The organism is Pseudoduganella sp. jia 9 (assembly GCF_055502615.1).
Window position 1 is genome coordinate 117647 of sequence record NZ_JBUPWE010000013.1, and the last position, 19658, is coordinate 137304.

Annotated in this window: 15 protein-coding genes; 11 read left to right on the top strand and 4 right to left on the bottom strand. The window is 64.1% G+C overall.

The window, feature by feature from the left end:
* The first annotated feature begins 177 nt into the window (after positions 1 to 177).
* From ACY34H_RS18410 to ACY34H_RS18420, 3 genes are all read left to right on the top strand, one after another.
* Entirely contained in the window at positions 178 to 960 is a 783-nt protein-coding gene (locus ACY34H_RS18410) for an NF038120 family PEP-CTERM protein (protein ID WP_464978911.1), read from the top strand.
* Positions 957 to 4190 carry a S8 family peptidase gene (locus tag ACY34H_RS18415; protein WP_464978912.1) on the top strand — a complete coding sequence of 1078 codons (3234 nt, stop codon included), beginning with the start codon at positions 957 to 959 and terminating at the stop codon, positions 4188 to 4190. The genes ACY34H_RS18410 and ACY34H_RS18415 overlap by 4 nt, the downstream gene beginning before the upstream one ends.
* Positions 4191 to 4328: 138 nt before the next feature.
* Complete coding sequence (locus ACY34H_RS18420) at positions 4329 to 5651, top strand: dicarboxylate/amino acid:cation symporter (RefSeq protein ID WP_464979053.1); 1323 nt, start codon at positions 4329 to 4331, stop codon at positions 5649 to 5651.
* 127 nt (positions 5652 to 5778) lie between these two features.
* On the opposite strand, the gene ACY34H_RS18425 is transcribed toward ACY34H_RS18420, so the two are convergent.
* Together ACY34H_RS18425 and ACY34H_RS18430 are read right to left on the bottom strand one after the other, a co-directional pair.
* Positions 5779 to 6429, bottom strand: coding sequence for a 3-oxoacid CoA-transferase subunit B (locus ACY34H_RS18425; protein ID WP_464978913.1), 651 nt, complete (start codon positions 6427 to 6429; stop codon positions 5779 to 5781).
* Positions 6430 to 6439: 10 nt separating this feature from the next.
* Entirely contained in the window at positions 6440 to 7138 is a 699-nt protein-coding gene (locus tag ACY34H_RS18430) for a CoA transferase subunit A (protein WP_464978914.1), read from the bottom strand.
* Positions 7139 to 7287: 149 nt separating this feature from the next.
* Here ACY34H_RS18430 and ACY34H_RS18435 point away from each other — a divergent pair, with 149 nt between their 5' ends.
* On the top strand, positions 7288 to 7848 hold the full coding sequence (locus tag ACY34H_RS18435) for a LuxR C-terminal-related transcriptional regulator (RefSeq protein WP_464978915.1): 561 nt from the start codon (positions 7288 to 7290) through the stop codon (positions 7846 to 7848).
* Between the two features lie 48 nt (positions 7849 to 7896).
* On the opposite strand, the gene ACY34H_RS18440 is transcribed toward ACY34H_RS18435, so the two are convergent.
* Positions 7897 to 8289, bottom strand: coding sequence for a Rid family hydrolase (locus ACY34H_RS18440; RefSeq protein ID WP_464978916.1), 393 nt, complete (start codon positions 8287 to 8289; stop codon positions 7897 to 7899).
* Between the two features lie 137 nt (positions 8290 to 8426).
* Here ACY34H_RS18440 and ACY34H_RS18445 point away from each other — a divergent pair, with 137 nt between their 5' ends.
* On the top strand, positions 8427 to 9320 hold the full coding sequence (locus ACY34H_RS18445) for a LysR family transcriptional regulator (RefSeq protein WP_464978917.1): 894 nt from the start codon (positions 8427 to 8429) through the stop codon (positions 9318 to 9320).
* Between the two features lie 70 nt (positions 9321 to 9390).
* Here ACY34H_RS18445 and ACY34H_RS18450 read toward each other — a convergent pair whose 3' ends face one another.
* On the bottom strand, positions 9391 to 10167 hold the full coding sequence (locus ACY34H_RS18450) for an SDR family oxidoreductase (protein WP_464978918.1): 777 nt from the start codon (positions 10165 to 10167) through the stop codon (positions 9391 to 9393).
* A gap of 308 nt (positions 10168 to 10475) precedes the next feature.
* Here ACY34H_RS18450 and ACY34H_RS18455 point away from each other — a divergent pair, with 308 nt between their 5' ends.
* The 6 genes from ACY34H_RS18455 (at position 10476) to ACY34H_RS18480 (ending at position 19655) form a co-directional block, all read left to right on the top strand.
* Entirely contained in the window at positions 10476 to 12101 is a 1626-nt protein-coding gene (locus ACY34H_RS18455; RefSeq protein WP_464979054.1) for an electron transfer flavoprotein-ubiquinone oxidoreductase, read from the top strand.
* 138 nt (positions 12102 to 12239) lie between these two features.
* Positions 12240 to 14900 (top strand): tetratricopeptide repeat protein, encoded by a 2661-nt coding sequence (locus tag ACY34H_RS18460; RefSeq protein ID WP_464978919.1) that lies wholly within the window; start codon positions 12240 to 12242, stop codon positions 14898 to 14900.
* A 242-nt stretch (positions 14901 to 15142) separates the two neighbouring features.
* The gene (locus tag ACY34H_RS18465; protein ID WP_464978920.1) at positions 15143 to 16261 is read left to right on the top strand and encodes a DegT/DnrJ/EryC1/StrS family aminotransferase; all 1119 of its coding nucleotides are present in this window, start codon (positions 15143 to 15145) and stop codon (positions 16259 to 16261) included.
* Between the two features lie 7 nt (positions 16262 to 16268).
* Positions 16269 to 16937, top strand: a complete 669-nt coding sequence (locus ACY34H_RS18470; RefSeq protein WP_464978921.1) for an acetyltransferase — start codon at positions 16269 to 16271, stop codon at positions 16935 to 16937.
* Position 16938: 1 nt separating this feature from the next.
* Complete coding sequence (locus tag ACY34H_RS18475) at positions 16939 to 18516, top strand: class I adenylate-forming enzyme family protein (RefSeq protein WP_464978922.1); 1578 nt, start codon at positions 16939 to 16941, stop codon at positions 18514 to 18516.
* Positions 18513 to 19655: a Gfo/Idh/MocA family protein gene (locus ACY34H_RS18480; RefSeq protein WP_464978923.1), complete on the top strand. Its 1143-nt coding sequence runs from the start codon at positions 18513 to 18515 to the stop codon at positions 19653 to 19655. Before ACY34H_RS18475 ends, ACY34H_RS18480 begins: the two co-directional genes overlap by 4 nt.
* Positions 19656 to 19658 lie beyond the last annotated feature (3 nt).

Sequence of the window (19658 nt, forward strand, 5' to 3'; positions counted from 1 at the left end):
CGCGCCGGCATGCAAGCCTTGCTCGCGCACGCGAATTCCCGAAATATTCCGGCCCGCGGCATACCCCCTTGAGTTAGCATAATTTTACCTGATAGCGCTATCAAATAGAGTGTTTTCCTCGTTCTTGAGCAGCGCCCGAGTCAGGCTTGTTATCTTCCAACCATGGGGCATGACGCAATGAAATCAATTTCACGCAGCACCCTTCGTTCACGCTGGCGCTACCTGACGCCGGCATTGATGGCTTGTGCCACGGGGCTATCCGCGCCGGCGGCCCAGGCGGATGTCATCGATTTCGAGCAGATCGTGAACTGGTCTTCGCCAGCCGACAATTCCATCTACGTCGGCGGGGACACGTTTGCCACCAATGGTTTCAAGGCTGTCGTCGCGGACAGCAGCTACGTGCAGAGCTTCCCCGACTACGAGCCCGGCCTGGCTGGCGCCACGATCGCCGCGGGCGATTCGGGAGCGTGCGTGTGGCTGGCCTGCCCCTACCCCATCAGCCAGCATTATGCGGGGCTGAACGACGGCTCGCTGACGCTGTCGCGCGAGGATGATGCCGCGTTCCGGCTGTCCTCGCTCTCCTTCGGCGGTATCGCCAACGAAAACGAGGAAGGCAGCACGCTGCCGTTCGGCCAGCTGCGCATCACCGGCACCAGGGCGGACGGCAGCGTGGTCGCCACGGCGGCCGATTTTCCGGAACTGCACTGGTGGGCCGAATGGACGCTCGACCCGACGTTCGCAGCCACCGCCTTCGTCAGCATCACGATCGACGCCTGCACCTATGTGGGAGGAGGCGCGGTTGGCCGCGATTGCATCAACGGCCCAGACACGCTGAACGCCTCCCAGTTCGCGCTCGACGACCTGCACGTGAGTGCCGTACCCGAGCCGGGCACCGTCGCCATGCTGGTTGCCGGCCTGCTGCTGGTGGCCGCCCGCCGCCACATGGGAGGCAAGCCATGAAGCGCGCCTGCCTGCCCCTCGTCGTTCTGGTACTGGCCGCCCTGCCCGCATCCGCGGCGCTGGCCCAGAAGACAGGCCAGCTGCGCCGCCCCTATATCGTGCAGCTGGCCGAGAAGCCGGCCGCGAGCTATGAAGGAAGCATCGCCGGCATGCGCGCGACGCGCCCCGCGCCGGGCGCCAGGCTGGAGGCCCGCTCGGCCGGCGTAACCCGCTACGCCGACTACCTGAAACAGCGCCAGGCGGGCGTGCTGGCCGGCCTGCGCAACGCCAGGGTGCTGCACAGCTACCAGCTGGTCTACAACGGTTTTTCCGCCCTGCTGACGGATGCCGAAGCGAAAGCCCTGCGCCGCAAGAGCGGCGTGACGGCGGTGATGCTGGAAATCCCCCGCAAGCTCGATACGCACTACACACCCGCCTACCTGAACGTCGACGGACCGGGCGGCCTGTGGAGCCAGCTGGGCGGCAGCGAGAAGGCCGGCGAGGATGTCATCATCGGCATCATCGATACCGGTATCTGGCCCGAGCATCCCGCGTTCGCCGATCGCGTCGACGCGGACGGCAAGCCGACTTCCGATCCTTCCGGCAAGCTGGCCTATGGCCCGGCGCCGGCAGGCTGGAAAGGCGCCTGCCAGACGGGTGAAGGCTTCACCGCCGCCAACTGCAACAACAAGCTGATCGGCGCGCGCTACTTCAACGCCGGGATCCTGGCCGAAGGCCACGACATCCACTGGAACGAGTTCCTGTCGCCGCGCGACGGCATCGCAGTGGCACCGCGCTCGGGCTTCGGCCACGGTACGCACACGGCGTCCACCGCTGCCGGCAACCATGGCGCCGTGCCGGCGCTGGACGACGTCGCCGTTTCCCCGGCGTCCGGCATGGCGCCGCGTGCCCGCGTGGCCGCGTACAAGGTGTGCTGGACCTTCACGCGCCCCGCCTCGCCCGACGTGATGGAAAACCAGTGCATGCCGGGCGACTCGGTGGCCGCCGTGGAGCAGGCAGTGGCCGATGGCGTGGATGTCCTGAACTTTTCCATCGGTGGCGCGCTGTCGGTGGACGACCCGGTCGACCAGGCCTTCCTGGGCGCGGCGAATGCCGGCGTGTTCGTCGCCGCCTCGGCGGGCAATTCGGCACCGTGGTGGCCGGCTGCCCACCTCGTGCCATGGATCGCCACGGTGGCCGCGACCAATCACGACAAGATCACCGGCGCCGAACTGCTGGTCAGCGGCGGCCCGCGCTTCGTCGGCGGTTCGCTGAACAAGGCTCCCCTGCCCGCGACGCCTTTCGTGCTGGCACGCGACGCCGGTACGGTACCGTTCGCGGACCTGACGGAAGCGGACCGGGCCGCCCGCGCCACCTGCGCCAGCCCGGAGGAGGCTGCGCAACAGGGCGCCACCGCCGCGGCCGCCATCGACCCGGCCCGCGTGGCCGGCAAGGTGCTGGTCTGCGAGGGCGGGCTCACGTCACCGAAGGCCAAGAGCGTCGCCGCGCTCGGCTATGGCGCGGCGGCGATGGTGCTGCTGCAGTACGACCAGGCGCCCAGCTACGTGCAGTACGCGCTGCCAACCGTCGACCTGTTGCCGGCCGATGGCGCCAGCCTGGGCAACTACCTGCTCGAGCATCCCGAAGCCACGCTGTCGATGTCGGCGTTCGGCCTGCACGACAGCACCTCGCCGTCGCCGACGGTGACGTACTTCTCGTCGCGCGGCCCGAACATCGCGGCACCCGGGGTGATGAAGCCCGACCTGGCGGCGCCCGGCCTCGAGATCCTGGCGGGCACCACGCCGGACGGCGACCAGGCCACGCACGACCGTATCGCGGCCGAAGGCGCCACGCAGGCCGATACGCGCTGGCGCTTCCACACGGGCACCTCGATGGCGAGCCCGCACGTGGCCGGCCTGGCCGCCATGCTGCGCCAGCAGCATCCGGACTGGTCGCCCGCGGCCATCAAGTCGGCCCTGATGACGACGGCAAGGCCGACGCAGGACGACGGCAACTTCGGCACCATGAACGGCAGGCTGCCATGGGGCCAGGGCGCCGGTCTCGTCCAGCCGGCCCTCGCGGCCGATCCGGGCCTCGTGTACGACGCTGCGCCGCTGGACTGGCAGCGCTTCCTGTGCGGCGTGCAATCGGCCAGCGTTTCCCCCGCCGAGTGCACGGCGGCTGGCACCGTCGCGGACACGAACCTGAACCAGCCCGGGCTGACCGTGCCGTTCATCGCCGACACGGAAGTACTGAAGCGCTCCGTCACCAATGTGGGCCAGGCGGCGGCCACCTACACCGCCACGGCCGAACTGCCGGGCTTCGAGGTTGCCGTCGCCCCCGCCGAGATGACGCTGGCGCCGGGTGAGAAAGGCAGCTTCTCCGTGACGCTGAAACGCACCACCTCCGTCAACCGGGAGTGGCAGTACGGCTCCCTGGAATGGACCGATGGCGTACACCGCGTGCGCAGCCCGCTGCAGGCCCTGACGCTGGCATTCGACGCGCCGGAATACATCTCGTCGTGGATTTCGCGCGGCAAGAAGCTGTTCCCCGTCACGGCCGGGTCGGCGGCGCGCCTGCAGATCGCCGTCAGCGGACTGGCCCAGCCGCAGCGCGACATCCTGTCGATCCAGGGCGTCAGCGGTACCGACTACGGCGTGGCGGAGTGCCTGGCCGGCGGCAGCGAGCGCGTCGCCCTGAAGAAGTTCACGATCCCGGCCGGCACCCTGGGTGTGCGGTTCGGCGCCTTCTCGTCCGATTCGTCGGGCGCCGAAGGCGGCTTCATCGACCAGCTGAACCTGATCATCGTCGATCCGCACCAGCAGGTGGTCGGGCTGGCAACGTGGAACACGGGCAGCAGCGCGTCCACCACGGAGCCCGAGCCGGGCGAATACACCGTGTGCGTGTCGAGCGATGGGCCGGCGAACGGCGAAAGTGCCACGTTCGCCCTGTCCAGCTGGATCATCGCGCCGGGCCAGGACGCCGGCAACGTCAAGGTCACCGCCCCGGCGCGCCTGGGCAGGAACAGCACCGGGACGGTAGCGCTGGCATGGTCGGGCCTCGACAACACCAAGCGCTACTTCGGCGTGGCCAGCTATGTGCTCGACGGGCGCACGGAAGCCTTGACGGAGCTGTTCATCGATGCCGAGCAGCCCGAAGGCCTGCCGCTGGTCCCCGCCCGCATCCTGAAGAAGCCGCCGCCGCTGCAACCCAGCCGCAACCTGGTGAAAACGGCACGCTGGGCCCAGTAAGCACCAGCAACTAGCAACTACGTAGTAACCGCATTGTGGTTATCCCTGATAGGGGAAACCACAATGCGGATAATCACAATGGTGATAACTGAGATCGTTTGCAATGATGGGAGCACTGGGAAGCCAATGGAGACTCCAATCATGAAAAAACCGTTCTATAAAATCCTGTACGTCCAGGTGCTGTTCGCCATCTTCGTTGGCGTGCTGCTCGGCATCTACCTGCCGACCGACGCCGTGGCGATGAAGCCGCTGGGCGACGGGTTCATCAAACTGATCAAGATGATCATCGCGCCGGTGATCTTCTGCACCATCGTGTCCGGCATCGCCGGCATGCAGGACGTGAAGAAGATCGGCCGCGTCGGCGGCAAGGCCCTGCTCTACTTCGAAGTCGTCTCCACCTTCGCGCTGGTGATCGGCCTGTTCGTCGCCAACATCGTCCGTCCCGGCGACGGCTTCAACGCCGATCCCGCCACGCTCGACACCAAGGCGATCGCCCAGTACACCGAGAAGGCTTCCCACCAAAGCACCACGGACTTCCTCCTGCACATCATCCCGAACACCGTCGTCGACGCGTTCGCCAAGGGCGACATCCTGCAGGTGCTGCTGATCTCGGTGCTGTTCGGCTTCGCGCTGTCGCTGCTGGGCGAACGCGGCAAGCCGCTGCTGCACATCATCGACGAGGCGGGCGCCGTCGTCTTCGGCATGGTCAACATCATCATGAAGGTCGCCCCGATCGGCGCATTCGGCGCGATGGCGTTCACCATCGGTAAATACGGCATCGATTCGCTGCTGCCGCTGGCCAAGCTGATGGGTTCGTTCTACCTGACCTGCTTCCTGTTCGTGTTCATCATCCTGGGCTCGATCGCCAAGTTCACCGGCTTCTCGATCGGCCGATTCATCGCCTACATCAAGGAAGAACTGCTGATCGTGCTGGGCACCAGCTCGTCGGAAAGCGCGCTGCCGTCGCTGATGAAGAAGCTGGAAAAGCTGGGCGCGTCGAAACCCGTCGTCGGCCTGGTGGTCCCGACCGGCTACTCGTTCAACCTGGACGGTACCAACATCTACATGACGATGGCTGCCCTGTTCGTGGCCCAGGCCACCAACACCGAGCTGACGCTGATGCAGGAACTGACGATCCTCGGCGTGGCGATGCTGACCTCGAAAGGCGCATCAGGCATCACCGGCGCAGGCTTCATCACGCTGGCCGCGACGCTGGCCGTGGTACCGACCATCCCGGTGGCCGGCATGGCGCTGATCCTGGGCATCGACCGCTTCATGAGCGAAGCCCGCGCCCTGACGAACTTCGTCGGCAACGGCGTGGCCGCCCTGGTGGTGGCGAAATGGGAAGGCGAGCTGAACATGGATACCTTGAAGCGCGAACTGGCCCACCCGTCGTCCCCGCACGAGCCGCTCGAAGAGACCAAGCACGGCGAAGACATGCCGGTTGCGAAGTCGGCATGATCCACGCAGTCTGAACCAGCATGACGGCCACCCGCGGGTGGCCGTTTTTTATGGCGCTGCTTCCCGCCCCAACACAAAGAAAAGGCACGCCGCGGCGTGCCATTTCCCTGTCTGCGCCGCGTGCGCCTTACACGGCCGAAAAATCCAGCTCGACGCCGGTGGCGGCGGCGATCTGCTCCTTCGTCACTTCCGGCGCCAGTTCGATGACTTTCAAACCGGTCTCCGTGACTTCCATCACGCCCAGGTCGGTGATGACGATGTCGACGACGCCCACGCCTGTCAGCGGCAGGTCGCACTGCTTCAGCAGCTTGTGGGACGTGGTGCCGTCCTTCGCGGTGGCCACGTGCTCCATCAGCACCACCACCTTCTTCACGCCGGCGACCAGGTCCATCGCGCCGCCCATGCCCTTCACCATCTTCCCGGGAATCATCCAGTTCGCCAGGTCGCCTTTCTCGGAGACCTGCATCGCGCCCAGGATGGCCAGGTTGATCTTGCCGCCGCGGATCATGCCGAACGAATCGGCCGAGCTGAAGTAGGCCGAGCCGGGCAGTGCCGTCACGGTCTGCTTGCCGGCGTTGATCAGGTCGGCGTCCACTTCGGCATCAAGCGGGAACGGGCCGATACCGAGCAGGCCGTTCTCCGATTGCAGGAACACTTCGATGTCGGTCGGTACGTAGTTCGCCACCAGGGTGGGCAGGCCGATGCCCAGGTTGACGTAGAAGCCGTCCTGCAGCTCCCGCGCCGCGCGCGCGGCCATTTGATCACGAGTCCATGCCATGTTCTTCTCCTCAGGCGGCGCGCACGGTGCGCTGTTCGATGCGTTTTTCCGGATTCGGGTTGTGCACGATGCGGTGCACGAAGATGCCGGGGGTATGCACGGCGTCCGGATCGATCTCGCCCACTTCCACCAGTTCTTCCACTTCGACGATCGTGACCTTGCCGGAGGCCGCCACGTTCGGGTTGAAGTTGCGCGCCGTCTTGCGGAAGATGAGGTTGCCCGCCTTGTCGGCCTTCCACGCTTTCACCAGCGCCACGTCGGCCACCAGGCTGCGCTCCATCACGTACTGCTCGCCGTCGAACTCGCGGATTTCCTTGCCGTCGGCGACGATCGTGCCCACGCCGGTCTTGGTGAAGAAGGCCGGAATGCCGGCGCCGCCGGCGCGCAGTTTCTCGGCCAGCGTGCCCTGCGGCGTGAATTCCAGTTCCAGCTCGCCGGCCAGGTACTGGCGTGCGAACTCCTTGTTCTCGCCGACATAGGAGGCGATCATCTTCCTGATCTGGCGGGTTTCGAGCAGCTGGCCGAGGCCGAAGCCGTCGACGCCTGCGTTGTTCGAGATGGCCGTCAATTCCTTGACGCCCGAATCGCGCAGGGCGAGGATCAGCGCTTCGGGAATGCCGCACAGGCCGAAGCCGCCGACGGCAATGGTCTGCCCATCCTGCACGACGCCGGCCAGGGCGGACGGCGCGTCCGGATATACTTTATTCATTGTGCCCCCTTCCATTTTTGATAAGCTAGGCGGAGTGGTCCGCCTTCGTGGCGTTCCAGAATAGGTTACCCGTAAGGAAAGTACAATACAGTAGAAATACGGCCGTATGGTTAGCCGGTACACATAAGAAAGCAATCCGAGACAGCGCAATGAATGCACCATACGAGATCGACTACGAGACCATCTTCCGGTTCGCGCCGGTGGGCATGTGCATTTCCGTCAACCGCGTGATCCAGTCCAGCAACGACGCGCTGACGCAGATGTTCGGCTACCCGCACGGCACGCTGGACGGCCAGTCGTTCTGCGTGCTGTATCCAACGATGGATGAATTCCTGCGCACCGGCCACCGCATCATTCCCATCATGAACGCGCGCGGCCGCTATTCCGACGAGCGCATCATGCGCCGCGCCAACGGCGAACTGTTCTGGTGCCACGTGACGGGCCGCGCGCTCGATTGCGCCGACCCGCTCGGCGCCGGCGTCTGGACTTTCGAGGACGTTTCCGAAAAGCGCCCGGTCTCGGCCGAACTCACGCCGCGCGAACGCGAGATCGCGGCATTCCTTGTCGAAGGCAAGACCAGCAAGATGATCGCCCGCGAAACGGACCTGTCGCCGCGCACCGTGGAAATGCACCGCGCAAAGCTGATGCGCAAGTTCGGCGCCGCCACCTCGTCGGAACTGGTGCACAAGCTGGTCGGCATGACGCGCTGACCCACAGCCGATAGCGGGACGGCGCGGCGGCGGCCCCCCCGCTGCGCGTCAGTCCGGAATCCGGGCGATCACCTTGATCTCGAAGTCGAATCCATACAGCCAGGTCACGCCGACCGCCGTCACGGTCGGATACGGCGCCTCACCCCAGAATTCCCGCGCCACGTCCCAGATATGCTCGAAACGCGTTTGCGGGTCGACGATGAACAGGCTGACGTCCACCACGTCGTCGAACGAACACCCGGCGGCGGCCAGGATCGCGTTCAGGTTGGCGAAGGCGCGCCGCACCTGGGCGTCCAGTTCCGGTTCCGGCGAACCGTCTTCCCGGCTGCCGACCTGCCCCGACACGAACAGGAAGCCATCCGCCCGCACGGCCGGCGAATAGCGGTTCTTTTCATACAGGGCCTGGCGGCCCGGGGGGAATACCACATCACGCTTGGTCATTGCATCTCTCCTTGAGCATCCCGGCTTGGGTATCCAAGCTTCGGACATGGCGCTACTGTAGCGGCCCGGGCCTTCCCGATAAACAGGCAAGCGCGACCAGGACTGTTTGTATAATCCAAACAATATCTGGGGAGAGCATGGACCGTTTCGATGCAATGAAGGCCTTCGTTCGCGTCGTCGAAGCCGGCAGCTTTACGCGCGCGGCCGAGACCCTGCACATGAGCCGCGCGACCGTGACGCAGCTGGTGCAGCAACTGGAGGCGCGCTTGCGCGTGCGCCTGCTGAACCGCACTACGCGGCGCGTCAATGTGACGGCCGATGGCGCGGCACTCTACGAGCGGGCGGTCGGCCTGCTTGCCGAGCTCGACGATATCGAAACCAGCCTGCCCGGCGCCGCCACGGCGCCCCGCGGCCAGTTGCGGGTGGACGTGCCCAGCCCGCTGGCCGCGCTGGTGGTGGTGCCGGCGCTGCCCGGCTTCCACGAACGCTATCCGGACATCCAGCTCGACCTGGGCGCCAGCGACCGCAAGGTGGACATCATCGGCGAGAATGTCGACTGCGTGATCCGCGGCGGCGAGCTGGCCGACGGTTCGCTGATGGCGCGGCGCGTGGCGGACCTGGGACTGGGCGTCTATGCCGCGCCTTCCTATGTGGCGCGTGCCGGCCTGCCGGCACATCCCGGCGCGCTGCACGACAGCGAACACCGCATCGTGGCGTTCCGCTGGTCGGGAACGGGATTCCCGTACGTGATGCATCGCGACACCGAGCGCGCCGCCGTACAGGGCCGGTACATCCTGCGTACCGATGACGGCAACGCCTATCTCGCCGCCGGCCTGGCGGGCCTCGGCATCCTGTGGCTGCCCGATTACATGGCCCGGCCGCACGTGGCGACGGGCGCCCTGCTGCCCCTGTTCACGGACTGGCATATCGAGCCGATGCCGCTGTGGATCGCCTACCCGCCGAACCGCCACCTGAGCAGGAAGGTGCGCGTGTTCATCGACTGGATCGTGGAGCTGATGGCGCGGTCCTGAGCCCGGTAGCGCATTCCACCTGCCTGCCCGGCCATGGCGGCCCCGGGCACTTCCGGCCTGGCTGGTTCGTTTATTGCGCCGTCATGCCGTCATCGGCCGAAATCACTGCACCATTGATGAAATGCGCATCCTCGCCGGCCAGCAGCAGCAGCAGGCCATCGAGATCTTCCGGCTTGCCCGGCCGCTTGCGGGGCAGCATTTCGATCAGCCGGCGCCCATGCTCGCTGGCGAAATAATCCTCGTTGATCTCGGTGGAGATGTAGCCGGGGCAGATCGCATTGATATTGATGCCATAACGGCCCCACTCCACCGCCATCGCCTTGGTCATGTGGATCACGCCTGCCTTGCTCATGCAGTACACGCCGATCTGCGGCAGCACGCGCTGGCCCGCCACCGAGGCGATATTGATGATGCGGTGCTGCTTTTTCGGATCGCCCTTGGCGCGCGCGATCATCCGCTTGGCCGCTTCCTGCGCCACGAAGAAGGCGCCGCGCAGGTTGGTGTCCATCACGAAGTTATAGTCTTCCGGCGTCACATCGACCAGCCGCTGCGTGGTCGACACGCCGGAATTGTTGACGAGGATATCGATCGGTCCCGCCTCCGTTTCGGCGTGGGCGATCGCCGACTTGATGCTGGCGTAGTCCGTCACATCGAGCGCGACCACATGGGCCGCGCCGCCATCGGCCTCGATCTCGGCACGCAATTCCTTCAGGCGCTCGACCCGCCGCGAGGCCAGCACCACTTGCGCGCCGGCGCTGGCCAGCACTTTCGCGAAGCGTGCCCCCAGGCCGCTGGACGCCCCCGTCACGAGCGCGATCTTGCCTTCAAAATTGACTTCGATACCCACGGCTTGCTCCCTTGTCTCGATGCGCGGTCGACGCGGTACGGTCGCCGCGGCACTGCTCCCGTATCTGTTCCGCCCCTGCTCCGCAAGTGATTCCGCACGGCTTCCAGCGGTATCTACGTCCTGTCCCCGCTTTGTCCCCGCTTTGTTCCGTATCTTACACAATTGGCCAAATTAGACGGGAACATCTACTACAATGCCGTTGCATTTGGGGCAGAAAAAGAGCACACTCGTGCTAATTTTCCCCGATTTCATAAACCTATAAAAATCCTATGACGAATCTCGTTGAACAGTACGGCCCGCGCGAAGCAATGGAGTACGACGTGGTGATCGTTGGCGGCGGCCCGGCCGGCCTGTCCGCCGCGATCCGCATCAAGCAGCTGGCCCAGGAAAAGGGCCAGGAGGTTTCCGTGGTCGTGCTGGAAAAAGGCGGCGAGCTGGGTGCGCACATCCTGTCCGGCGCCGTGATGGATCCTCGCGCGCTGACCGAGCTGATTCCCGACTGGAAGGAAAAAGGCGCGCCGCTGAACACGCCCGTGACCGAGGACCGGGTGCTGTTCCTGACCGAAACGAAGGCCTACAAGACGCCGAACTTCATGGTCCCCAAGTGCCTGGAAAACCATGGCAACTACGTGATCTCGCTCGGCAACGTGGTGCGCTGGCTGGGCCAGCAGGCGGAAAGCCTGGGCGTGGAAATCTTCCCCGGCTTCCCGGCCGCCGAAGTGCTGTACAACGAGGATGGGTCGGTCAAGGGTGTCGCCACCGGCAATATGGGCGTCCGGCGCGACGGCGAACCGGGACCGGATTTCCAGCTCGGCATGGAACTGCACGGCAAATATACGCTGTTCGCCGAAGGCTCGCGCGGCCACCTGGGCAAGACATTGATGGCCAAGTACGACCTGAACAAGGGGAAGGATCCGCAGGCCTACGGCATCGGCATCAAGGAGCTGTGGGAAATCGATCCGGCGAAACACCAGCCGGGCCTCGTCATCCACACCTCCGGCTGGCCGCTGGCACATGACGTCTATGGCGGTTCGTTCCTGTACCACGCGGAAAACAACCAGGTGGTGGTCGGCTACGTGGTCGGCCTGAACTATGCCAATCCGTACATCTCGCCGTACGAGGAATTCCAGCGCTACAAGACGCACCCGGCGATCCGCGGCTACTTCGAAGGCGGCAAGCGCATTTCCTATGGCGCGCGCGCCATCACGTCCGGCGGCCTGCAGTCGCTGCCGAAACTGGTGTTCCCGGGCGGCTGCCTGCTCGGTTGCGATGCCGGTTTCCTGAACATGAGCCGCATCAAGGGCAGCCATGCGGCCATCAAGTCCGGCATGCTGGCCGCCGAGGCGCTGGTCGACGCGCTGGCCGCGAACCGCCAGCACGACGAACTGTCGGCCTACCCGGCCGCGTTCGAGCAGTCCTGGCTGCACGAGGAACTGCACGTGGCGCGCAACGTCAAACAATACCTGAACAAGGGCCTGGTGTTCGGCACGATCATGACCGGCATCGACCAGATCGTCTTCCGCGGCAAGGCGCCCTGGACGCTGCGCCACAGCGAGCCGGACCACGCCTGCCTGAAGCCGGCGGCGAACTACCAGCCGATCGTGTATCCGAAGCCGGATGGCAAGCTGACGTTCGACAAGCTGTCGTCCGTGTTCATCTCGAACACGAACCATGCCGAAGACCAGCCGGTCCACCTGACACTGAAGAACCCGTCGGTGCCGGTGGACGTCAACCTGGCCAAGTACGCCGGCCCGGAAGCGCGCTACTGCCCGGCCGGCGTGTATGAGTTCGTGAAGAACGACGGGGTCGACCGGCTGCAGATCAATGCGCAGAACTGCGTGCACTGCAAGACCTGCGACATCAAGGATCCGACGCAGAACATCGTGTGGGTCACGCCGGAAGGTGGCGGCGGGCCGAACTATCCGAACATGTAAGGCCAGGCCCGGCCGTGCAGGTGTGCCGGGCGCAGGCGGGTCGGCACCAGCGGTATGATGGGCTAATGCCGCTCTGTTCCCCGGTTCGGAGCGGTGCCTGCCGCAGTAGAATGCGGCATAGCCACTCGACCCGTTGCGATGACCACCACCAGCGATCATGCAGTATCCGGCAGCGCATCAGCGTTGCCTCCCGAACTCGAGCCTGCCGCGGCCGCCCTGGCCAGCGGCGATCACGCTACCGCGCTGGCACAGCTGCGCTCCCTGACCGGCACGCTGGCGCAGTCGCCCCACCTGTGGCGCCTGCTCAGCGAAGCCGTCCGGGCGCAAGGGGGCGATCCCCTGCCCGAGCTCATCCACTGGGGCCAGCTCGATCCCGGCAATCCTGATGCACACGTCCTGCTGGGCCACGCGCTGCAAGACCGCGGCGAACTTGCCGCGGCGGCAAACAGCTACCGGCAGGCGTTGACTGCCGATCCGTCCAATCTTGCTGCGCTGGTAGAGCTCGCCGGTGTCGAGCAGGGGATGGGCAACGCCGCCGTTGCCGTGGAGTGTTACCAGCTGGCCCTGCAACTGGCCCCGAAGCTGCATCAATTGTATCCTTCGCTTGCCTCGGGCCTGCATGCCCTCGGACGCTATGAAGACGCCAATGCGGCCTGGTCGAAAGCGATCCGGCTGCTGGGCGATGACGCGCTGCTGCATTACGCGCGAGCGGAATCGCTGCGGGAGTGCGGACGCATGGGCGAGGCGCTCAACGCCAGCGAACGGGCCGTGAAGCTGGCGCCGGACGACGCCGCGGCATTGCAGCAACTGGCATCGTTACAGATGGCGCTGGGCAAGCTGCACGACAGCGCGCTGAACTACGGCAAGGCGCTGCTGCTGGCCCCGGACAACGTGCAGGCGCACATCGATTTCGCCGCCGTGCTGCACAAGCTGGGACTGGAAGACGAGGCGGTCTCGCACTTGCGCGATGCCCTGCGCATCGATTCCCAGTCTTATCTCGCCGCAGGCGTTCTCGGCGGGCTGCTGATCGAACTGGGGCGCCACGACGAGGCGCTGCCGTACCTGCGCCATGCGCTTGCAATCAAGCCCGACTATGCATACGCGCTGAACAACCTGGGTACCACGCTGCATGCTCTCGGCGAAAGCGCCGCCTCCGTGCAGTATTTCAAGCAGGCTATCGCAATCAATCCCGGGTTCATCGACGCCTACCGGAATCTGTCGCTCGTGCTCAGCCAGTTGGGCAGACACCGTGAATCGCTGGAGAACAGCGTGGTCGCAATGGCGCTGGCGCCGGATGATGCGGAGTTGCTGTTGAATCTTGCCAATGCGCAGGCGGCGATGGGCGACATCGACCGGTCCATCGCCCACTTGCGCAAGGCCGCAAGGCTCGATCCCAAGGCTGCGAACATCCGCTCGAACCTGGCGCACTATCTGAGCATGGCTGGCGAGACCACCGAAGCAATCAAGCTGTGCAGGGAGGCGATCGCCCTTGACCCAACGTTCACCGGCGCCTATTCAAACCTGCTGTTTTGCCTCGCGCACGCCGATGCCGATCACACTGCCTTTCAGGACGCGCACCGCGCCTTCGCCGCGCAGTTCGAGCGGCGGGATCGCTGGATCCGGCCGCTCGAAACGGAAGCCAATCCAGACAAGCGCATCAGGCTTGCGTTCATTTCCGGCGACCTTTACAACCATGCCGTGGCCAGCTTCATTCGTCCTGTGATCGAGCACCTGCGACACGATACATCGCTCGAACTGCTGGTCTATTACACCAATACCCTGAATGACAACGTAACCGCCGCACTGCGCGGTTACGTGCCGCTCTGGCGCGATGTCGGCCACTTGTCCGATGACGAACTCGACACCTTGATCCGCACCGAGCGGATCGACGTGCTGATCGATCTGTCGGGCCACACCGGCCACAACCGCCTGCAAGTACTGGCACACAAGCCTGCTCCAGTGCAGATCACCTGGATCGGCTATCCCGGAACGACCGGCCTCGGCGCCATCGATTACTTCCTGACCGACCAGCATCTGCTGCCGCTCGGCCGTTTTGACAACCAGTACAGCGAACACATCGCCTACCTCCCCGCCTCCGCCGTGTTCGAACCGTCGACAGAGGCCGTCGATGTCAATCCGCTGCCCGCATTACGCAACGGCTACATTACTTTCGGCAGTTTCAACCGAGCCAACAAGATCAATGGCGAAGTGGTGAAGTTGTGGGCGCAGGTCCTGCACGCGGTTCCTGCTTCGCGATTGCTGCTGGGCGCGCTGACGGGCAACAATCTGGAGACCAGCCTGCGCAGGATGTTCGACGCCGCCGGTGTGTCTGGCGAGCGACTGATATTCCATACGCGTGGCAACATGCGTGAGTACCTGACACTGCATCACCAGGTCGACTTGTGCCTTGACACGTTCCCGTACACGGGGGGCACGACAACACTCCATGGACTGTGGATGGGGGTGCCGATTGTCACGCTGGCAGGCTCGACGCCGTCTGGCCGGACCAGCGCGGCAATCCTGAGCCACCTGGAGCTTGCCGATTTCATCGCGGACACGCCGCAGGCTTTTGTCGATGCTGCCGTGGACTGGGCTGGCAAGCCGGCCGCACTCGGCGAGTTACGTGCAACGATGCGCGAACGCATGCGTGGCTCCGCCCTTGCACGTCCCGATCTGCTGGCGGCGAACCTCAGTGCAATGGTCCGGCTCATGTGGCAACGCTGGTGCGAGGGAATGCCGCCAGCTCCGCTGGTGCTGGAATCATCCGCGCAGCACGGCACGGCACGAAATCAGGATTAGGCCACTTGCAGCTTTGCAGGCAACGAAGGCACCGGTTACAATTGCCGCAGATAAACATCCAGCGGCTCCGGTGCCGAATACATTGCAACCGTCCGGTTCGCCGACCACCGTTTACGCTGCAAGTTCGAAGCGGTCGTGCAATAACGTCACGAGGATGACAGTATGAACAAGAACATGTGTGAGGTGTACCCACATGCGCCAATCAATTTCCCGAACTGCGGGATATATCGCGGTGGCGCACGATGAAACAGCCACCCACTTCGCCCATCTATGTCACGCAACCGGCCTTGCCGCCACTGGAAGATTTCATCCCCTACCTGCAACAGATCTGGAACAACAAGATTCTGACAAACGGAGGGCCGTTCCACCAGCAGTTCGAGACGGAACTCGCCCGTTACCTGGGCGTGCCGCACCTGTCGCTTTTTTCGAATGGCACGCTGGCGCTCATGACTGCCATGCAGTCGCTGCGCATTACGGGCGAAGTCATCACGACGCCCTATTCATTCGTCGCCACTGGGCACTCGCTGCTGTGGAACGGCATCAAGCCCGTGTTCGTCGATATCGAACCGGGCACGTTCAACATCGATCCACGCCTGATCGAAGCGGCCATTACGCCGCAAACGACAGCGATCTTGCCCGTCCACTGCTACGGTCGCCCGTGCAATGTGGAACAGATCGAGGAAATTGCTGCGAATTTCGGCTTGAAGGTCATTTACGATGCCGCGCATGCGTTCGGTGTCCAGCACTGTGGCAGCAGCGTGCTCAATCACGGAGACCTGTCAGTTCTCAGTTTTCATGCGACAAAAGTCTTCAACACGTTCGAAGGCGGTGCGATCATCTGCAAGGATGCGCGTACCAAGCGTCACATCGACCATCTGAAGAATTTCGGCTTCGCCGATGAAGTGACGGTCGTCGCTCCAGGCATCAACGGCAAGATGAGTGAAGTGAACGCGGCGTTCGGCCTGCTGCAGCTCAAGACCATCGATGCGGTGCTGGCGGGCCGGGCCGCGGTCGATCACCGCTACCGTGCCGCACTGCAGGACATTCCCGGAATCGAGTGCCCGGCAATTCCGGCGGAAACGCAGCCGAATCACTCGTATTTTCCCATCCTGGTCCAACCGGGCTATCGACTCAGCCGGGATAAATTATACGAAAAGCTGCGTGCTGCAGGCTTCTATGCGCGGCGCTATTTCTACCCGCTGATCAGCGAGTTTCCGATGTACCGTGGCATGCCCTCGGCCCGGCGCGAACATCTGCCGGTTGCCCATCGGCTCTCTCTACAAGTGCTTTGCCTGCCGATCTATCCGGATCTGCCCGCCGACCGGCAGGACGAACTCATAGACCTGATCCGAACAGCCTGAGAAGCCGATGCGAACGATTATCTTTGGAAACGGCGCCACTGCCCGCCTGCTACATTCGTATGCCCGCCACAGCCTCGATATCGCCGGTTTCACTGCGGACGACGCTTATGTCGAGGAAAGCACCTTTCTGGGTCTGCCGCTCGTCCGTTTCAGCGAACTCGAGCACCATTTCGCGCCCGCCGACCATGCCGTGATCGTCGCGGTCGGTTTCGTTGACATGAACGGCCTGCGGGCGCGCCGCCAGGCCGACCTGTCGGCACGGGGCTTTCGACTTGCCAGTTATGTCCACCCTTCCGTGTTCCGGCACGACGGCGTGACGATCGGCGACAACTGCATCATCCTCGACAATGTTTCGATCCACCCCGGCTGTTCGATCGGTGATGGCACTTTCATCTCCAGCAATGTCAACCTGGGGCATGACTGCGAGATTGGCCGGTTCAACTGGATCAACGCGGGGATCGCACTGGCGGGGAACTGCCGCGTTGGTGAAGCTTGCTTTTTCGGCGTCAACGCCAGTGCCGCGCACGGACTGACGATCGGCGCGCGCAATTTTATCGGCGCAAACACACTCATTTCTGCCAGCACATCCGACGATCAGGTCTGGCTGCCGGAGCCGGCACAGCTGTTCAGATTGAAGAGCCGGTCTTTCCTGAAATTCTCGAAACTACTGGGATAACATGATGTTTTCCGCAAGCGAAGGCAGCCGCCAGGGCTGCGTTGCGCCGTCTTTTTTCAATGCTGCCAACGCGCATCCCGACAAGCAGGCCATCTGGTGCGATGGCCGTACCGCCACTTATGGCGACCTGTCGACGCTTGTGCGCCGCTGGTCATGCGCGCTGGCGGAATCCGGCGTACAACCCGGCGAACAGATCGGCGTCCTGCTGCCGAACAGCATTGAGTTCGCGGCGCTGCTCCTGGTGGCAGCCGACCTGGGCGTCAGTCTCGTTCCCCTCAACACGTCGCTTGCTCCGGAAGCGGTCCAGCGCGCCTTTGCCGCCACCGAAGTTCGACATATCGTCGCCACGGCGAGTCTGCTGGGCGCCTTGAACGAAACAGTGAGCATGGGGCAGGCGTTGGTGCCAGGGCTGCAAATCTCCGTGGATGGCGCAGTGTCCGGCGCAGTGACGCTGCAGGAACTGCTCGCGCCGGTACCGCACGACGTGCCGCCGCGCGGCCTCGGCGATCCGCAGCACCCGCTGATCCTGACGATGACATCCGGCTCGACCGGGGACCCTAAACCGATCGTCCTGACACAACGCACCAAGGTGAACCGCGCCGCTGCGGCGATGGAAATGTATGGCGTTGGTCCTGACGATGTGATCCTTGCGGCCACGCCGATGTATCACTCGCTGGCCGAGCGGCTGGTCCTGATGGCACTGATGCATGGCGCCACCGCGGTCGTGATGGCGCGCTTTTCCACCAACGCCTGGCTGCGCTGCGTGGCAGAGCAGCGCGCGTCGTTTACGATCGCCGTATCGTCGCAACTCCGGCAGATCGTTGCCGAACTGCGCACGCCCGGCAGCCACGACCTGACCAGCCTTCGGTGCATCGTATCGTCGTCGGCGATGCTCGACAATGCGACGAAGGACGAGCTGCTGTGTCGCATGGGCTGCGCGTTCCACGAATGCTATGGCACATCCGAAATCGCCATTGCGACGAACCTCGACAGTTCCCGCGCCGCCGGCAAGCTGGCGTCGGTCGGCAGCCCGGCGCCGGGCGTCGACATCCGCATCCTCGGCGCAAACGACGTCGAACTGTCACCGGGGATCGTTGGCGAAATCGCCTGCAGAACCCCGATGCTTTTCGGCGGTTATTATCGCCGGCCCGAACTCACGGCAGCGGCGATGTGGGGCGACTACTTCCGTACTGGCGACCTCGGCTGCCTGGACGAGGACGGCTTTCTTTACTTCCGCGGCCGCGCCAAGGACCTGGTCATTACGGGTGGTGTCAATGTCTATCCGGCCGACGTCGAGGCAGCGGTAGCGGCGCTGCCGGGAATTAAAGAATGCGCCGCTTTTGCCGTTGCTGACGATAAACTCGGCGAAGTCGTGGGAGTTGCGCTGGTTCTGGAAGATGCGGATTCGTTCAACATGCGCGCACTTCGCGTCCTGTGCGCTGAGCGGCTGGCCGATTACCAGCAGCCGAGGCACTTTTTCGTTGTTGAAGCGTTACCGAAGAACCCGATGGGGAAAATCATGAAATTCGAACTGGCAAGACAATTCAGCAAGCCCGCCGCCGCGGCGACGCAACGATGAGCACGGTGCCGCCCCCTCCCCTGCGCATTGCCTTTATCGGCGGTGCCGTCAACTCCGCCGTGGGATATGCCCACTTTGCCGCCAGCACGATGGACCGCCGATGGGAGCTGGTGGCGGGCTGCTTCAGTACACAACAGCAGGACAATCATAGCTCCGCGGCAAGCTATGGCATAGCGGCCGATCGTACTTACGCGACTTGGATGGATCTGGTTGCAAACGAACGCGACCGGATCGATGCCGTCGCAATCCTGACACCGATTCCTGCACACTTCGACATGGTGGCCGGCTGCATGCGTGCCGGGCTCCCCGTGATCTGCGAAAAGGCGCTGACGGGAGCACCGGAACAGGCACGTGCACTCCTGGCCTTGCGCGATGAGCTTGGCGCATTTCTTGCAATTACGTATAACTATTCGGGCTACCCGATGCTGCGCGAACTTGCCCACAAGGTGCGTTCCGGCGAGCTGGGGCGTATCCTGCATTTCCAGGCCGAGATGCCACAGGAAGGTTTCGTGCGTACCGACAGCCGCGGCAACAAGCCGTCGCCACAGGCCTGGCGGCTGAGCGATGGCGAGGTGCCGACGCTGCACCTCGACCTGGGTACGCACCTGCATCAGATCGTGCATTACCTGACGGGCGAACGTCCGCTCGACGTCGTAGCTGACCAGAACCATTATGGCTGGTTTGACGGCGTGGTCGACAACTCCAGCTGCCTGGCCCGGTACAGCGGAAATATCCAGGGGCAGTTCTGGTTCAGTAAATCGGCGCTCGGCCACCGCAATGGCTTGCGCATCCGCATCTATGGCGAGCGTGCATCGGCCGAGTGGTACCAGTTGTCCCCCGAAGAGTTACTCGTGTCACACCGTGACGGCCGCCGTGAGCTGCTCGACCGCGCCGGCGCATGCGAAATCACCAATGCACGCCGCTACAATCGCTTCAAGGCCGGCCATCCGGCCGGATTCCTTGAAGCCTTCGCCAATCTCTACGTGGACTTGGCCGACTGCCTCCAGCAATATCGCGCTGCGGGCGCCTGGCAGTCCAATGAGGTATTCAGCGCTGAACTGGCACTCGAAGGGCTGCACTTCCTTGATGCCATGGTCCGCTCCACGCAATCGCGCGGCTGGGTTGCCGTGCAACGCTGAGTT

What these genes read in the sequence shown, in the direction of transcription:
- ACY34H_RS18480 (WP_464978923.1), top strand. Translation starts at nt 18,513, where the DNA reads ATGAGCACGGTGCCGCCCCCTCCCCTGCGCATTGCCTTTATCGGCGGT.
- ACY34H_RS18475 (WP_464978922.1), top strand. Translation starts at nt 16,939, where the DNA reads ATGATGTTTTCCGCAAGCGAAGGCAGCCGCCAGGGCTGCGTTGCGCCG.
- ACY34H_RS18465 (WP_464978920.1), top strand. Translation starts at nt 15,143, where the DNA reads ATGAAACAGCCACCCACTTCGCCCATCTATGTCACGCAACCGGCCTTG.
- ACY34H_RS18455 (WP_464979054.1), top strand. Translation starts at nt 10,476, where the DNA reads ATGGAGTACGACGTGGTGATCGTTGGCGGCGGCCCGGCCGGCCTGTCC.
- ACY34H_RS18410 (WP_464978911.1), top strand. Translation starts at nt 178, where the DNA reads ATGAAATCAATTTCACGCAGCACCCTTCGTTCACGCTGGCGCTACCTG.
- ACY34H_RS18435 (WP_464978915.1), top strand. Translation starts at nt 7,288, where the DNA reads ATGAATGCACCATACGAGATCGACTACGAGACCATCTTCCGGTTCGCG.
- ACY34H_RS18440 (WP_464978916.1), bottom strand. Translation starts at nt 8,289, where the DNA reads ATGACCAAGCGTGATGTGGTATTCCCCCCGGGCCGCCAGGCCCTGTAT.
- ACY34H_RS18425 (WP_464978913.1), bottom strand. Translation starts at nt 6,429, where the DNA reads ATGGCATGGACTCGTGATCAAATGGCCGCGCGCGCGGCGCGGGAGCTG.
- ACY34H_RS18430 (WP_464978914.1), bottom strand. Translation starts at nt 7,138, where the DNA reads ATGAATAAAGTATATCCGGACGCGCCGTCCGCCCTGGCCGGCGTCGTG.
- ACY34H_RS18460 (WP_464978919.1), top strand. Translation starts at nt 12,240, where the DNA reads ATGACCACCACCAGCGATCATGCAGTATCCGGCAGCGCATCAGCGTTG.
- ACY34H_RS18445 (WP_464978917.1), top strand. Translation starts at nt 8,427, where the DNA reads ATGGACCGTTTCGATGCAATGAAGGCCTTCGTTCGCGTCGTCGAAGCC.
- ACY34H_RS18470 (WP_464978921.1), top strand. Translation starts at nt 16,269, where the DNA reads ATGCGAACGATTATCTTTGGAAACGGCGCCACTGCCCGCCTGCTACAT.
- ACY34H_RS18415 (WP_464978912.1), top strand. Translation starts at nt 957, where the DNA reads ATGAAGCGCGCCTGCCTGCCCCTCGTCGTTCTGGTACTGGCCGCCCTG.